Raw genomic sequence first — 15,199 nt, 5'->3', positions numbered from 1 at the left:
GCTCCCCATGTCCTGGAACAATCGCGTGGTCTGGTCGGAAGGCATGTTCATCGGAACGCAGCACTTCCAGCAGCATGACCGTTACCTGGAAAACCTGATCGACGCCCGCAGCCGCCCGTTGTCCGCCGGCGCCTGGGGGTTTTCCGAATTGCTGATCGACCAGGGCCTGCTGGCCCAGGGCAAGCTGGCCATCGTCTCGGCGCGCGGCCTGTTGCCCGACGGCACGCCGTTCAACATTCCCCAGGATGACCTGGCGCCCAGCCCGCTGAATATCGACGACAATCTGCGCGATGGCCTGGTCTACCTGGCCTTGCCACTCAAGCGTGCGGGTGCCCGCGACACCGTGGATGAAGGCGAAGCCCTGGAAGCCGCGCGCTACGTGAGCCAGGTGCGCGAAGTGCGCGATGACAATGCGCCGTTCGAAAACCGCGCGCCGGTGGCCGTGGGTTCCCGGGCCCTGCGCTTGCTGACCGCCCAGGACGGCATCAGTGACTACGCCGCCGTGGGCCTGGTGCGCATCAAGGAAAAACGCGCCGACCGTGCGCTGGTCCTCGACGACAGCTACATCCCGCCCGTGCTGGACGTGGCCGCGAGCAAGCCATTGAGCGCGTTTCGCAGCGAACTGCTGGGCCTGTTGCACCAGCGCGGCGAAGCCCTGGCGGGCCGCGTGGTTGCCTCGGGGGCAGGCGGTGCGTCGGAGATCGCCGACTTCATGCTGCTGCAACTGGTCAACCGCGCCCAGCCGCTGATCCAGCATTTCAGCCAGTTGAGCCCGCTGCACCCGGAGCGCTTTTTCAGCGCACTGGTCAGCCTGGCCGGTGAGTTCTCGACCTTTTCCACTTCAGGCCGTCGTCCCCAGGAATACCCGCAATACCAGCACGACGACCTGGCCCTGAGCTTCGCCCCAGTCATGGCGGCCCTGCGCGAAGCCCTGTCGATGCTGATCGACAGCAAGGCCACGCCGATCCCGATTGTCGAGAAAGCCTACGGCGTCCACGTGGCCATGCTGGCCGACAAAACCTTGCTCGACAGCGCCAGCTTCATCCTCGTGGTCCGTGCCGATGTGCCCGGCGAAACCCTGCGTGCGCGCTTCGGCCAGCAGAGCAAGGTCGGCTCGGTGGAGCACATCCGCGACCTGGTCAACCTGCAACTGCCGGGCATCACCTTGCTGCCGTTGCCGGTGGCGCCGCGCCAACTGCCGTACCACGCAGGCTCGACCTACTACGAGCTGGACCGTGGCAGCGAGCATTGGCAGCAACTGGGCAATTCCGGTGGTTTTGCCTTCCATATCGCCGGGCAGTTCCCGGGCTTGAACCTGGCCTTCTGGGCGATCCGAGGATAATCCGCGATGCATCCCAATGATGACGACCGCACCCAGTTCATGCCGCGCCCGGGTGGCCGCGCGCCGGAACCCGCGCGTGCCGAGCCGGCCCCGCTGTCGATGCCGGCCGCGCCGATCCTCACCGGCAAAAGCCAGGGCCTGAACCCGCTGGAAAGCGCCGCCGGCCCGCTGTTGGCGCTGTTGACGCGCCTGCGCAACACCATCGCGCACCCGGCGCCGGCCAGCCTGCGCGCGCAGTTGCTGGCGTACCTGCGCCAGTTCGAAGAACGCGCCGAAGCCGCTGGCGTGGCCCGCAACGAGGTGCTGCTGGCGCGCTACGCGCTGTGCACCGCCCTCGATGAAGCGGTGTTGAGCACGCCGTGGGGCAGCACCAGCGATTGGGGCAAGCAGAGCCTGTTGATCACGGTGCACAACGAAGCCTGGGGGGGCGAAAAAGTCTTCCAGTTGCTCGACCACTGCCTGCAAAGTCCACGGGAGCGCCTGTACCTGCTGGAGCTGTTGTACCTGTGCATGTGCCTGGGGTTCGAAGGCCGTTACCGCGTGATGAACGACGGTCGCAGCCAATTGGAAGCCTTGCGTGAGCGCACGGCGGCGGCGATTCGCAGTGCTCGCGGTGACCACGAGCGCGAGCTGTCGCCCCATTGGCGCGGCGTCACCGTCGCGCGTGATCGGCTGGCGCAGTTCATGCCGCCGTGGATCGCCGTGGCGATTGGCCTGGCGTTGTTGCTGGCCTTGCTGTTCACCTTGCGCCTGCTGCTCGCGGCGCAGGCTGAACCGGTGTTCAAGAACATCCATGCCCTGGGCGAGATCCCGGTGCAGGCCATCGACCGTCCCGTGGCGCAACCAAAAGTGATCGAGCGTCCGCGTCTGGCCGGCTTCCTGGCGGAAGACATCAAGGCCGGTCGCGTCGCGGTGGAAGACAAGGTCGACCGCTCCGTGGTCACCATTCGTGGCGATGAGCTGTTTGCGTCCGCCAGTTCCAGCATCGTCGATGACTACCAGCCGCTGATGCTGCGCATCGCCGACGCCATCCGCAAGGTCAAGGGCCAGGTGCGCGTCACCGGGCACAGCGACAACCGCCCGATTGCCACGCTGCGTTTCCCATCCAACTGGGCCTTGTCCGAAGCGCGGGCCAAGTCGGTATTGGAGATCCTCGCGGCCAAGACCGGCCAAGCTGATCGCTTCAGTGCCGAGGGCCGCAGCGACACCGAGCCGTTGGCGACCAACGCAACTGCCGAAGGCCGTGCCCGCAATCGTCGGGTTGAAATCACCGTATTGGCGGAGGGCGTCGAGTGAAGGCGTTTTTCAGTTTCATGATTCGCTGGGTGATCCCCGTGCTGGGCCTGATCGCCCTGAGCCTGATCATCTGGTTTGTGGGGCCGTTGCTCGACGTGCTGGTGCCGGAAGGGCGCCGTTGGGCGCTGATCATCCTGGTGTTTGCGGTGTGGATCGCCTACCGCGTGTTCCGCATCATCCAGGCGCGGCGCCAAGCGGCCGAAGTGATGCGCAGCCTGGCGGCCGAAACCCCGGCCGACCCCAACAGCGTGGCGACCGCCGAAGAGCTCACCACCCTGCGCCAGCGCATGGACGAAGCCCTGGCGCTGCTGAAAAAGGCCAAGCTCGGTGGCGACGAACGCCGCAACCTCTACGAGCTGCCGTGGTACGTGATCATCGGCCCGCCGGGTTCGGGCAAGACCACGGCGCTGGTCAACTCCGGGCTGCACTTTCCGCTGGCGGCCCAGTTGGGCGCCGGGGCGGTGCGCGGTGTTGGCGGTACGCGTCACTGTGACTGGTGGTTTACCGACCAGGCGGTATTGCTCGACACCGCCGGCCGCTACACCACCCAGGACAGCAATTCCACGGTGGACAAAGCCGCCTGGCTGGGCTTTCTCGACCTGCTGAAAAAGCAGCGCTCGCGCCGCCCGATCGATGGCGCCTTTATCGCCATCAGCCTGTCGGACCTGCTGCTGGGCACCGATGCCGAACGCGCGGCCCACGCGGCGGCGATCCGCCTGCGTATCCAGGAGCTGTACACCCAATTGGGCGTGCGTTTCCCGATCTACCTGATGCTGACCAAGCTCGACCTGGTGCCGGGCTTCATGGAGTTCTTCGACAACCTGAGCAAGGAAGAACGCGCCCAGGTCTGGGGCATGACCTTTGCCTTGGACGACGGCAAGAACAGCGACAGCCCCCTGGCGCACCTGCAAAGCGAATTCGCCGGCCTCGAGCAGCGCCTCAACGAACGCCTGGTGGAGCGCCTGCAACAGGAGCGCGACCCGGCGCGGCGCGACCTGATCTACGGTTTTCCGCAGCAGTTCGGCGCATTGAAGGACTGCCTGCAAAGCTTCCTCGAAGGCGTGTTCAAGCCCAATGCCTTTGAAGAGCGCGTGTTGCTGCGCGGCGTGTACTTCACCAGCGGCACCCAGGAAGGCAGCCCGATCGATCGCCTGATCGGCGCCATGGCCCAGAGCATGAACCTGGACCGCCAGCACCTGGCGCGCCAGAGCGGCACCGGGCGCAGTTACTTCATCGAAAAACTCTTCACCGCCGTGGCCTTTGCCGAACGAGGACTGGTGGGCGTTAACCCGAAAGTCGAGCGTCGGCGCACGTGGATCGCACGCGGTGTACTCGCGGCCACCGTGGCCTTGGTGATCGTGGTCAGCAGCCTGTGGTGGGTGAGTTATCGCGCCAACCAGGCGTATATCGCCCAGGTCGACCAAAGGGTCGCGCCACTGGGCCAGACCGTCCAGAACCTCAGCCCGGCGCAGCGTGAAGTGCTCGCGGTGCTGCCGCTGCTCAATGCGGTGAAGAACCTCGCGGGGGATTCGCCGAGCTGGTCCGAAGGCCTGGGGCTGTATCAGGGCGATATGCTCGAAGCCGAGTCCGCCAGCGTCTATCGCAAGCTGTTGATCGCCGTGTTCGCGCCGCGCCTGGTGACGCGCATCGAGGAGCAACTGCACGGCGGCGGCAACTCCGACTTCCTCTACGAAGGCCTCAAGGCCTACCTGATGCTCGCCGACAGCGAGCATTACGATCCGGACTTCATCAAGGCCTGGATCGCCCTCGACTGGGACCGCAACCTGCCGCGCGATCTGCCGGCCGATCAGCGCCAGGCGTTGACCGGGCACTTGCAGGCGCTGTTCGAGCGCCATCCGCCGAATGCGCGCCTTGACCCGCGCTTGATCGACGATCTGCGTCGCCAGTTGCAACAGCTGCCGGTGGCCCAGCGCGTCTACGACCGGGTCAAACGCCAGAAACTGCCTGAAGGTATCCCGGACTTCCGTATCAACGAAGCCGCTGGCCGCGATGCCGCGCTGGTGTTCAGCCGTAAAAGCGGCAAGCCGTTGGGCGAGCCGTTGAGTGGCTTTTTCACCGCCAAGGGCTATCGCCAGGCGTTTTTGCTCAGCAGCCTGAACCAGACCGGCACCCTGGCTGAAGAGCAATGGGTGCTGGGCCATGAGCAGGCCGATCAGCAGAACGTGGTCAGCCTGGCCGCCGATGTGCGTCGCCTGTATTTCCAGGACTATCAGCGCCAATGGGATGCGTTGCTCGCCGATATCGACTTTGTGCCCATCACCAGCGTGGCCCAGGCAGCCGATGTGCTGCGGGTGATTTCCGGCCCGAGTTCGCCGCTGAAAAAACTGCTGGTGGCAGTGGCCAAGGAAACCGATCTGCAAGCCGAAGAGCGCCAATTGGCCGCCAAAGGCGTGCCGGTGGAAGGTGGCGTCGACAAGCTCAAGGAGCGCCTCGGCAGCCTGCTCGGCCAGGAGCAACCGACGGCCAATGCGCCGGCTGCAGCGGATGATCCGGTGACCGCGCACTTTGCCGAACTCAACAGTATCGTCAGCAAGAACGAAGGCGAACCGGCGGCCATCGACGGCCTGTTGTCGGACATGAACGCGCTGTATGTGCAGGTCAGCGCCATGGTCGGGGCCAGCGGCGATGCCTTGCTTGGCGAGGCGAAGAACCAGGCGGCGGCTGCGGCCACACGGGTCAGCCTGAACGCCGAGCGCCAACCTCCGCTGGTGCAGGGCATGGTCAAGTCGGTGGTCAACTCCACCACCAACAGCATGATGGGCGGGGTGCGTAACCAACTGAACGCGGCGTGGGTCAGCGAAGTGGTCAACGTGTACCGCCAGTCCCTGGCCGGTCGTTACCCGATGTCGCCGGGCAGTGCGCGGGATGCGACCCTGGATGACTTCGGCCAGTTCTTCGGCGTGGGCGGGGTGATGGACAACTACTTCCGCAAATACCTGCAGCCGTACGTGGACACCTCGGCACAGACCTGGCGCTGGCAGCCGGGCGCGGCACAGAAACTCGGGATTGCGCCGGGCGTGCTGCAAACCTTCCAGCGCGCGGCGACGATCCGCGATGCGTTTTTCCGCTCCGGTGGTACCCAACCGATCGTGCGTTTTGAACTCAAACCGGTGTCGATGGACCCGACGATCACCCAGTTCCTGCTCGACCTCGACGGCCAGCAATTGAGCTACGACCACGGCCCCAGCCGCCCGGTGGCGATGCAATGGCCGAACCCCGGCAGCATTGGCGTGGTGCGTATCTCGATCATGCCGCCGTCGGCCAGTGGTCGCTCGGGCGTGACCCTCGACGGGCCGTGGGCCTGGTTCCGCCTGCTGGAGCAATCGGACCTCACCGCCGGCAACTCGCCGGACCGCTTCAACCTGCGCCTGCGGGTCGACGGTGCGAGCATCGCCTACGAGTTGCGTGCCAACAGCGCCTTCAACCCGTTCAAGAGCCGTGTGCTCAGTGGCTTCAGCCTGCCGGAGCGGCTATGACGACGCTGGGTTTCTACGGCAAGCTGGCCAGTCGCGGAGACTTCGTCAGCCGTGCCTTGCCCCAGAGCTTTATCGGCCCTTGGGACAGCTGGCTGGCGGCGGGGTTGCTCGCCAGCCAGAACAGCCTCGGCGCCGACTGGCTCAATGCGTACCTGGTCAGCCCTCTATGGCGCTTTGTGCTGGCGCCCGGCGTGTGCGGGCCGGACGCGGCGGCGGGCGTGGTGATGCCGAGCATTGACCGGGTCGGGCGCTATTTCCCGTTGGCGGTGGTCACCTTGCTCGATCACGACATCAACCCAGCGTCCCTGGTGGGCGGGCCGGACAGCTGGTTTGAGCAGGCCGAAGAGCTGTTGCTCAGCACCCTGGATGCCGGCGCCACGTTTGAACGCTTCAACGCTGGCCTCGATGACCTGGGCTTACCGGCGACCGAGCCGCGTGCGGTGGACAGCCGTTTCGCCGGCCTGCAGCGCGTGGCGGCCAGCGTGCCGCACCAGCGCATGACCGCGCTCGCCGAACAGGCCTGCGACGGTGCGAGCCTGTGGTGGGGGCGTGGTTCGCAGACGATTTCCCCTGGTTTATTGCGGTGTCAGGGCCTGCCTGCCGCCGGCGATTTTGCGCAGTTTCTGCTCGGACAAGAAGGTGTGGTGTAGATGGGGTCGACGTACAAATCCGCGAGCAAAAGCCATGTGGGCATGGTTCGCCAGGTCAACGAAGACGCGTGCCTGGACCTGCCGGAAAACCGCCTGTGGGTGGTGGCCGACGGCATGGGCGGGCACGCGGCGGGGGATTATGTCAGCAGCCTGATCGTCGACAGCCTGCGCAGCGTGCCGATGGGCCGTTCCCTCGACGAGTACTCGGCAGCCCTGCGCAATGACCTGACCCGCATCAACGCCGCCGTGCGTGAAGAAACCGCCAACCGTGGTGTGACCATGATGGGCAGCACGGTGGTGGTGCTCGCCGCGCGCGGTTTGCGCGGTGTGTGCCTGTGGGCCGGCGACAGCCGCCTGTACCGCCTGCGCGACGGCGTGCTCGAAGGCATCTCCCGCGACCACAGCTACGTCCAGGACCTGCAGGACAGCGGCCTGCTCAGCGAAGCCGATGCCCGCGTGCACCCGCGCGCCAACATCGTCACCCGCGCCATTGGCGTGGAAGCCCAGCTGGAACTGGCGGTGGTCGACCTGCTGATCGCCCCCGGCGACAGCTACCTGCTGTGCAGCGATGGCCTGAACAAGACCGTCGAAGACCATGAGATCCGCGAAGTGCTCAGCCACGACGCGCCGGATGAAATCGTGCGCAGCCTGGTGCACCTGGGGCTCAACCGTGGCGCGCCGGACAACATCACCGCCATCGTCGTGAAGGTATCGGCATGAACATTGTGATTCCGGGCTATGACATCGACGGCGAGATCGGCGAAGGCGCCATGGCCAGCGTGTACCTGGCGACCCAGCGCTCCCTGGAGCGCAAGGTGGCGCTGAAGGTGATGGCGGCGGCGCTGGCGGCCGACCCGAGCTTCTGCGAACGTTTCCTGCGCGAGGGCAAGACCCTGGCGCGGCTGTCCCACCCGCACACGGTGACCATCCATGACATCGGCAATGTCGGTGAGCTGTACTACATGGCCATGGAATACCTGCCCAACGGCACGCTCAAGGAGCGCATCGCCGCCGGCCTGACGCCGGAGCAGGGCATTACGCTGATCCGCCAGATCGCCTCGGCGCTGGGCTATGCCCATGCCCAGGGGCTGGTGCACCGCGACGTAAAGCCGGCAAACATCCTGTTCCGCGCCGATGGCACGGCGGTGCTGTCGGACTTCGGTATCGCCAAGTCCCTGGACGACCGCACCCAATTCACCCAGGCCGGGTTTGCCGTGGGCACGCCAAGCTACATGAGCCCGGAGCAGGCTCGGGGCCAGGAGATCGATGGCCGTGCCGACCTCTACGCGCTGGGCGTGGTGCTGTATGAAATCCTCGTCGGCAAGCTGCCGTACAACGGCAACGATGCGCTGTCCACCGCGCTGGCGCACCTGACCGAACCCTTGCCGGAATTGCCGGTGCACCACGGCCGGTATCAGGGCGTGCTGCGCAAGCTGTTGGCCAAGGACCCGGCGGAGCGTTTCCCGGATGCGGCGGCGTTGCTGCAGGCGCTGGATAACCTGCCTGCGGAGTCGCCGGAGGCCACGCTGGTGCGGCCGTTGCCGATCCCGCTGAGTTTTGATCTGGCGGGCATGACCCCGGTCACCATCGACATCCCGACCGACAGACCCCAGCCGCAACCGGTGCGCCAGCCGGTGGTGACGCCGACCCAGCATAACGCCGTGTCCGAGCAGCGTCGTGGGCCGGTGCTGGCACTGGCCGCCGTGGCGGTGGCCGTCGCATTGGCCATTGGTGGCGGCAGTTACTGGTGGTTGAGCGGCAGTGATGAGCCGGCCAAGCCGCCGGCTGCCGTCGTGCCTCAGGCCAAGTCACCGGCGGCGGTCGCCGACGTGCCCCCGGCAACGCCCACTGCGTCCGCCGAAGTGGACGGCGGCCAACGGCCGTTATTGATGGCCGGCAAGAAGACCCTGTTCCAGCGCGTCCTCAGCAAGCCCGGCGCCAAGCTGTCGGATGACGCCGGCGGCGCGCCGGGCAAGGCCCTGCCGGCGTTCTCCGTGCTTTATGTGTACCAGCGCAAAGACGTCGACGGCAGCCCGTGGGTGCGCGTCGGTGCCGCCACCGATGGCCGCAGCGACGGCTGGTTGCCGGCCGCCCAGGTCAGCGACTGGAAGCAAAGCCTCGTGCTCAAGTTCACCGAACGCTCCGGCCGGGCGCCGGTGATGTTCCTGCGCCAATCCGGCGAAGTGGAAAAGTTGCTCGCCGATCCAGCCGCCGCCAAAGGCGTGCTGGCCAAGGCGCAGAAGAACAGCGACGACAACGGCCAGGTCCTGGCCCTGGAGCCGGCCGCCAGCGCGGTGCCGCAGAACCAGTTCTACCTGTTGCCGATCTTCGACGCCAAGGAGAGCTTCGACGAAAACGGCCAGCCGGTGCAGTTGCTTAACGTTGCCTCCATCGACCCGGGCAGCAACGCTGCGGCCAAACCATCGACCCCGGTGATCAACGCCAATGCCGACGCCTTCCGCACTGCCGTGGTGCTGGTGGTGGATACCACGGTTTCCATGCAGCCCTACATCGACCAGATCCGCGATGTGGTGCACGAGCTGCAAACCCGTATCGCCGAGCGTGGCGAGCTGGACAGTGTCAGCTTCGGCATGGTCGGTTTCCGGAGCAGCATCAAGAAAACCCCAGGCCTGGAATACGTGGCCAAGACCCTGATCAGCCTCGACCAGGGCCGTGACCCGCAACGCTTCCTCGACATGGCGCGCCAGGTCAAGGCGTCCACCGTGTCCAGCCACTCCTTCAACGAGGACGCGTTTGCCGGGGTGATGCAGGCCGTGGACGGCATGGACTGGTCCGGCTACGGCGGTCGTATCATCCTGCTTGTCACCGATGCGGGCGCGCTGCGCAAGAACGACCCGTTTGCCGCCACCCAGATGAACGAAGCCGAAGTGCGCCAGGCCGCACTGGGCAAGCAGATCAAGATCTACGCGCTGCACCTGCGCACCGACGCCGGCAAGAAAACCCACGCCGGCGCCGAGAGCCAATACCGCACCCTCACCGCCGACGCCAACCCGCAGATCGGCGACCTGTACACGCCGGTGCCGGGTGGCGATGTGCGCAAGCTGGGCGAGCGTGTCGACGAGATCGGCAGCGTGTTCGCCAACCTCGTGCACCAGGTGCGCAGCAATACGCCGCAAGCGGTGCCGCTGCTGAGTACCGCGCCGAGCCTGGCGGACAAATCCGCCGCGGTCGGCTATGCCATGCACATGGACTTCCTCGGGCGCCGGAACGCCAGCCAGGCGCCGCAACTGGTCAGTGCCTGGACCGCCGACCGCGACCTGACCAATCCCGCGCTGCCGGCGTTCCAGGTGTGCGTGATGCTGACCAAATTGCAGCTCAACGACCTGCAACAGTCGCTGAAACTGATCGTCGATGCGGCGCGCAAGACCCAGACCTCGCCCAAGGATTTCTTCCAGGAAATCGCCAGCGCCTCGGCCTATATGAGCCGCGACCCCCAAGCCCTGCGCAAGGGCGGCAACCTGGCCGACGGCGGCATTCTCGGCGAATACCTGGAAGGCCTGCCGTACCGCAGCAAGTCGCTGAACATGACCCAGGACCTGTGGTTGTCGTTGAGCGTGGCCGAGCAGGAAGACTTTATCGACGAGCTGGATTCGAAAATCCGCCTCTACGAAACCTTCCACAATGACCTGGCCAACTGGGTCCGTTTCGGCGATGCCGAACCGGGTGATGCGTTGTACCGCGTGCCGTTGTCGACACTGCCGTAATGCTGAACTTGAGCGCGGTGCACAAAAGCCGGGGTGTCGGCAGCCAGCGTTACAGCCTGGTGATCCCGGCGCTGCACCTGCGTGCCGGCGAGCAATTGGCAATTGTCGGGCCGAGCGGGTGCGGCAAGAGCACCTTGCTGGATCTGTTGGCGCTGGTACTGGCGCCGGATCAGGTGGGCCGGTTCGAATTCAACCGGCAGGACATTGGTGGACTGTGGCGCGCCGATCAGCAATCCACCCTGGCCGGGCTGCGCAGCCAGCATTTGGGCTATGTGCTGCAAACCGGCGGGCTGCTGGGCTTTCTGGATGTGCGCAGCAATATCGCGCTGTCCCGGCAACTGCTGGGGTTGAAAGACGATGGCAGCGTGACGCGCCTGGCGGAACAGCTGGAGATCAGCGACCAGTTGGCCAAGAAGCCGGCTGCGTTGTCGGTGGGCCAGCGCCAGCGTGTGAGCTGCGCCCGCGCCCTGGCCCATGCACCGCAACTGGTGCTGGCCGATGAACCGACGGCGTCCCTTGACCCGCTGAATGCCGAGCGCGTAATGCAGGCCCTGCTGGCCCAGGCCCGCGAGCACCGCGCCGCCTGTGTGATCGCCACCCATGACGAACCCTTGGCCCGTGCCAGTGGCTTGCAGGTGCGGCGCATCAGTTGCCGTCGCGATACCGATGGCGGCGTCACCGCGACCCTTGGGGAGGCGTGCTGATGCGCATCCCTTTGGTGGCGTCCCTGGCCTTTCAGGATTACCGCAACGATGCCTGGCTGTCGGCCTGTTCGGTGTTGGCGCTGGTGGCGGTGATTGCGCCGTTGCTGGTGTTGTTCGGCCTGAAATTTGGACTGGTTAGCAGTTTGACCGAACGTTTGGAGACCGATCCGGCCACCCGTGAAATTATTCCGCTGGGCGGTGGTCGATTCAGCAGCGCATTTGTCGAACAGCTCGGCCAGCGCAGCGATGTGGCGTTCGCCTTACCGCGCACGCGGCAGATTGCGGCGACGGCGCAGGTGGGCACGCTGACCCTGGAAATGCTGCCGACCGCTGCGGGTGATCCGCTGCTGAACGGCCTGCCGATGCCCAGGGGCCTGGACCGGATCGTGCTGAGCCACACCGCTGCCGAGAAGCTTGCGGCGCGGCCTGGGGATTGGCTGGAGACCAGCTTTGCGCGGCAAGTGGCGGGGCGTGTAGAAGCCCAGCGCACGCGCTTGCAGGTACTGGCGGTGCTGCCGCTGGAAGCCTTCGCCCGGGATGGGTTGTTTGCCGATTTGAGATTGCTGGAAGCGGCGGAAGATTACCGCGATGGCCGTGCGGTACCGGCGTTGGGTTGGGCCGGTGACGAGGTGGGTGTGAGCGAGCAGCGGGTGTATCCGGCGTTTCGCTTGTATGCGCGCAGCCTGGCCGATGTGGAGCCGCTGCGGGTATTTTTCGCCGGGCAGAATCTGTTGGTATCGACCCAGGCACAGACGATCGCCCAGGTGCAGTCGCTGAGCCGCAACCTGTCGATCGTCTTCTGGATCATCGCCGGGCTGGCCTTGGCGGGCGCGTTTGCGGCGATCTTCGCCGGGGCGTTGGCCGCTGTGGCACGCAAGCGCCGGGAATTGTCGGTGTTGCGTCTGTTGGGGTTTTCCACCGGCGCGCTGTTGCTGTTTGTGGTGCTGCAGGCGCTGTACAGCGCAGGGTTTGCCGCTTTACTCAGCGTTGGGCTGTATGGCCTGGCCGAGGCCGCGTTGAACAAGTTATTCGTGCAGGTGCCGGGCGAACACGCCAGCCACCTGCTGGCGCGTCACTATGGCCTGGCCCTGGTTGCAGTCCTTGGCGTCAGCGCCGTGGCGGCAGCCTGTGGTGGTTGGCGAGTGGCGCGTATCCAGGCTTCTGAAGGAATCAGAGATGTATAAGTTACTGGGCGCCGTTGTGGCGCTGAGCCTGGCCTCGCTGGCCATGGCCGATGAAGCGAGCGACAAGCTCGACAACCCCAAGCCGTTGCCCGACGACGTCAGCCTCCCGCTGCCGTGCGAAGGCACTATGGTGTTCCGCTACGCCTATGTGCTGGCCCAAGGGACCTTGGATGACCGCGAGATCAGTCTCGGCTACCCCTTCGCCGAAGGCGAGGCGGGTTACCAGCAGTCATTTATCTCCGGCTACCGCCGCGACTTTATCAACGGCCAGTTTACCCTCAAGGACTTGCCGAAAGACTGGAGCAAAGTCATCGCGCCGTTGATGCCGAAGACCGACGCCAAGACCCCGCTCAAGCCCATGCTGTACTTCATCGGCAAGTACGAAGTGACCGCCCGCCAGTACGCCCAGGTGATGGCCCAGGCGCAATCCCTGGCCAGTGGCGAACCGGCACCGGCGTGCGATGCGCCCACCGGCATGGCCGGGCGTTTGCCCAAGGTGAAGCTGTCGCGCTTTGAGGCTGAGCGCTTCTCGGCGGTGTACAGCGCCTGGCTGATGAAATACCACCGCGATTTGCTGCCGGTGAGCGGTCGTGGGTCGTCGGCGGAAGACGGCGGCCTGGGTTTCGTGCGCCTGCCCACTGAAGTGGAGTGGGAGTTCGCCGCACGCGGTGGCCAGGCTGTGAGTCGCCAGGACTTGGAAGGGCGCCTGTTTCCACGCCGCACCGAAGGCAGTGAAAGCGATGGCCCGCTGGGTGATTACGCGGTGTTCAACCAGGTCGCCGGCGGTACTGGCCAGGCCGCACGCTTGATGCCTATCGGTACCAAGCTGCCCAACCCCATCGGCATGTTCGACGTGATCGGCAACGCCGCGGAAATGGTCCAGGAGTCCTTCCAGCTGGTGCACGCCGGTCGTCGCCAGGGCACCTACGGCGGCTTTGTGGTCAAGGGCGGCAACTACCTCGAAGGCGAGGGCACGCTGTTTACCGGCATGCGCCGCGAATACCCGCTGTTCGCCGCCGACGGCACCGAGCAAAGCAACGAGACCACGGGATTCCGCGTGGCAATCGGGGCGTTGTCGGCGCCGCGCTCGCGTTACAAGGAGTTGTTTGCGCAGTGGCAGAAAGAAGGCCGCCTGGCCTCGCTGACCGACGCCATCGACGACGCCCAGGACCCGACCAAGCGCCTGGACAGCATCATCGCCGCCAGCGTTGACCCCAAGCTGCAGGCTGAGTTGGGGCTGGTCAACGAAGAGCTCAAGCGCAATGTCTCGCTGATCGCCCAGCAACGCGAAGAAGCGGCGGGCAACCTGATTCAGTCGGCCGCGTTGGTGGCCGAGACCATCAGCAACTACAACATCCGCCTGGCCAACCTGCAGAAGAGTCGCCAGCAGGCCCTGGACAACAAGGAAGAGGCCAGCGCGGCACTGTTTGCCACGGCCATCGAGAACGGACGCAGCGCCCTCGATGGCGCGGTGGCGATCTATATCGACAACCTGGCCACCGGCACGCGTTACACCGATGCGGTGATCCAGGCGCAGTTTCAACGGATCAAGGAAGAGTTGGATCGCAAGCCCGTGCTCGGCAAGAGCCTGGTGACGCGCGCAACACTGTTCGTTCGCCATGTCGGCAACTACCGCAAGCAACAGCGGGCCGACCCGGCGACGATCTTGAAGGAATTGCTCGCAGCGAGCGGTCAGCGCTGATCGCTGGCTGTATGGCGAGCTTGGAAGGGACTCAGGCGGCAGTGGCCGCACTGGGCAAGTCAAACTTAGAAGAGAACACAACCTATGCTTTTTTCCCGTAAGGCGGTTTCCAAGCGTCACTTGCTGCTGATCGCGGCCGGTTTCAGCACTGTGCTGACCGGCTGCGCCACGTCGCCGGCCTCCAAGGTCGCGTCGAGCACCAAGGTCGAGTACTACCCTAACTGCTACGAGCCGGTGCAGCACTTGCGCGCCACCGATTCGAACATGACCAAGTCGGTGGTGACCGGTGCGGCCATCGGCGCGGCCGGCGGTGCCCTGCTCGGCGCCCTGACCGGCGACAAGGAAAAACGTGGCCGTAACGCCGCCATCGGCGCAGCGGGCGGGGCCCTGGCCGGCGGCGCAGCGGGTTACTACACCGAGCGTCAGAAGCAGATCGCCGACGACAACCAGCGCATTGCCTCGTATGCGGCTGACGTGAACAAAAGCGCCTCCGACATCGACCGCAGCACCGCGTACGCCAGGGCGTCCCAGCAGTGCTACCAGAGCGCATTCACCAAGTTGGTGGCTGATCGCAAAGCCAAGACCGTCAACGACACCGAAGGCCGCAAGCGCCTGGCGGAAATCGTTTCGGGCCTGAAGGAATCCAATGACCTGATCGTGGCGGTCAACGGCAAAGCCGCCGAAGACCTGAACAACTACACCCAGGCCTACGAGAAAGACCTGCAGCAGGTCGGCGTACAGCGTGCCGACGTGGTCACCGTGGCCAAGGCCGATGTAACGCCCGTTGTGACGCCGGGCAAGAAGAAAGGTACCGGCACCAAGCCACCGAAAAAGCCACCGCTTCCAACCGTACCAACAGAAGCCGTGAGCACCGAGAAAACCTTCCAGACCGCCCAGACCAAGCAGGATGAAAGCAAGAAGGTCGCCAGCGCCGGTAAAGCGCAGATCGAAGGCACTTGCCGCGATCCTAACCTGGTCGACTGGGCACCGGTGCCTTGCCCTAACGTTTAAGTAACATGCTGCTATAAGCGTCAAACGCCAGCCGATCTTCCGCTAATGCGCAAGATCGGTAGCGTTCTTTTTGCAATTGGTTAAACTG

The 15,199-nt window shown here is 65.3% G+C and carries 10 protein-coding genes; all 10 read left to right on the top strand.

Going from position 1 to position 15,199, the window contains the following annotated elements; all coding sequences use genetic code 11:
* The first annotated feature begins 7 nt into the window (after positions 1 to 7).
* The 10 genes from tssK to tagQ all read left to right on the top strand — a co-directional run bounded on the left by tssK (position 8) and on the right by tagQ (position 15,111).
* The gene (tssK, locus tag F6S08_RS00260; RefSeq protein ID WP_065926728.1) at positions 8 to 1,342 is read left to right on the top strand and encodes a type VI secretion system baseplate subunit TssK; all 1,335 of its coding nucleotides are present in this window, start codon (positions 8 to 10) and stop codon (positions 1,340 to 1,342) included.
* A 6-nt stretch (positions 1,343 to 1,348) separates the two neighbouring features.
* Positions 1,349 to 2,638: a DotU family type VI secretion system protein gene (locus F6S08_RS00255; protein WP_027608269.1), complete on the top strand. Its 1,290-nt coding sequence runs from the start codon at positions 1,349 to 1,351 to the stop codon at positions 2,636 to 2,638.
* Positions 2,635 to 6,135, top strand: a complete 3,501-nt coding sequence (gene tssM / locus F6S08_RS00250) for a type VI secretion system membrane subunit TssM (RefSeq protein ID WP_065926727.1) — start codon at positions 2,635 to 2,637, stop codon at positions 6,133 to 6,135. The genes F6S08_RS00255 and tssM overlap by 4 nt, the downstream gene beginning before the upstream one ends.
* On the top strand, positions 6,132 to 6,785 hold the full coding sequence (gene tagF, locus F6S08_RS00245) for a type VI secretion system-associated protein TagF (RefSeq protein ID WP_065926726.1): 654 nt from the start codon (positions 6,132 to 6,134) through the stop codon (positions 6,783 to 6,785). Before tssM ends, tagF begins: the two co-directional genes overlap by 4 nt.
* Positions 6,786 to 7,505, top strand: coding sequence for a PP2C family protein-serine/threonine phosphatase (locus F6S08_RS00240; protein ID WP_027608272.1), 720 nt, complete (start codon positions 6,786 to 6,788; stop codon positions 7,503 to 7,505). It begins immediately after the preceding gene.
* Complete coding sequence (locus F6S08_RS00235; protein WP_315871137.1) at positions 7,502 to 10,510, top strand: serine/threonine-protein kinase; 3,009 nt, start codon at positions 7,502 to 7,504, stop codon at positions 10,508 to 10,510. The genes F6S08_RS00240 and F6S08_RS00235 overlap by 4 nt, the downstream gene beginning before the upstream one ends.
* On the top strand, positions 10,510 to 11,214 hold the full coding sequence (locus F6S08_RS00230) for an ABC transporter ATP-binding protein (RefSeq protein WP_074847988.1): 705 nt from the start codon (positions 10,510 to 10,512) through the stop codon (positions 11,212 to 11,214). Before F6S08_RS00235 ends, F6S08_RS00230 begins: the two co-directional genes overlap by 1 nt.
* Positions 11,214 to 12,398 carry an FtsX-like permease family protein gene (locus F6S08_RS00225; RefSeq protein WP_065926722.1) on the top strand — a complete coding sequence of 395 codons (1,185 nt, stop codon included), beginning with the start codon at positions 11,214 to 11,216 and terminating at the stop codon, positions 12,396 to 12,398. The genes F6S08_RS00230 and F6S08_RS00225 overlap by 1 nt, the downstream gene beginning before the upstream one ends.
* A gap of 43 nt (positions 12,399 to 12,441) precedes the next feature.
* Positions 12,442 to 14,100 (top strand): formylglycine-generating enzyme family protein, encoded by a 1,659-nt coding sequence (locus F6S08_RS00220; protein WP_242001056.1) that lies wholly within the window; start codon positions 12,442 to 12,444, stop codon positions 14,098 to 14,100.
* An 84-nt stretch (positions 14,101 to 14,184) separates the two neighbouring features.
* The gene (gene tagQ / locus F6S08_RS00215; protein ID WP_027608277.1) at positions 14,185 to 15,111 is read left to right on the top strand and encodes a type VI secretion system-associated lipoprotein TagQ; all 927 of its coding nucleotides are present in this window, start codon (positions 14,185 to 14,187) and stop codon (positions 15,109 to 15,111) included.
* The last annotated feature ends 88 nt before the right edge of the window (positions 15,112 to 15,199 follow it).

Origin of the sequence: Pseudomonas sp. JV449 (assembly GCF_032424295.1) — a bacterium.
Classification (GTDB): domain Bacteria; phylum Pseudomonadota; class Gammaproteobacteria; order Pseudomonadales; family Pseudomonadaceae; genus Aquipseudomonas; species Aquipseudomonas marginalis.
The sequence above is the reverse complement of the archived record's forward strand: the minus strand, read 5'-3'. Positions and strand labels throughout refer to the sequence as shown.

Excerpts from the sequence above, each read along its gene's own strand:
- tssK (WP_065926728.1), top strand. The coding sequence starts at position 8 with ATGTCCTGGAACAATCGCGTGGTCTGGTCGGAAGGCATGTTCATCGGA.
- F6S08_RS00255 (WP_027608269.1), top strand. The coding sequence starts at position 1,349 with ATGCATCCCAATGATGACGACCGCACCCAGTTCATGCCGCGCCCGGGT.
- tagF (WP_065926726.1), top strand. The coding sequence starts at position 6,132 with ATGACGACGCTGGGTTTCTACGGCAAGCTGGCCAGTCGCGGAGACTTC.
- F6S08_RS00240 (WP_027608272.1), top strand. The coding sequence starts at position 6,786 with ATGGGGTCGACGTACAAATCCGCGAGCAAAAGCCATGTGGGCATGGTT.
- F6S08_RS00235 (WP_315871137.1), top strand. The coding sequence starts at position 7,502 with ATGAACATTGTGATTCCGGGCTATGACATCGACGGCGAGATCGGCGAA.
- F6S08_RS00230 (WP_074847988.1), top strand. The coding sequence starts at position 10,510 with ATGCTGAACTTGAGCGCGGTGCACAAAAGCCGGGGTGTCGGCAGCCAG.
- F6S08_RS00225 (WP_065926722.1), top strand. The coding sequence starts at position 11,214 with ATGCGCATCCCTTTGGTGGCGTCCCTGGCCTTTCAGGATTACCGCAAC.
- F6S08_RS00220 (WP_242001056.1), top strand. The coding sequence starts at position 12,442 with ATGGCCGATGAAGCGAGCGACAAGCTCGACAACCCCAAGCCGTTGCCC.
- tagQ (WP_027608277.1), top strand. The coding sequence starts at position 14,185 with ATGCTTTTTTCCCGTAAGGCGGTTTCCAAGCGTCACTTGCTGCTGATC.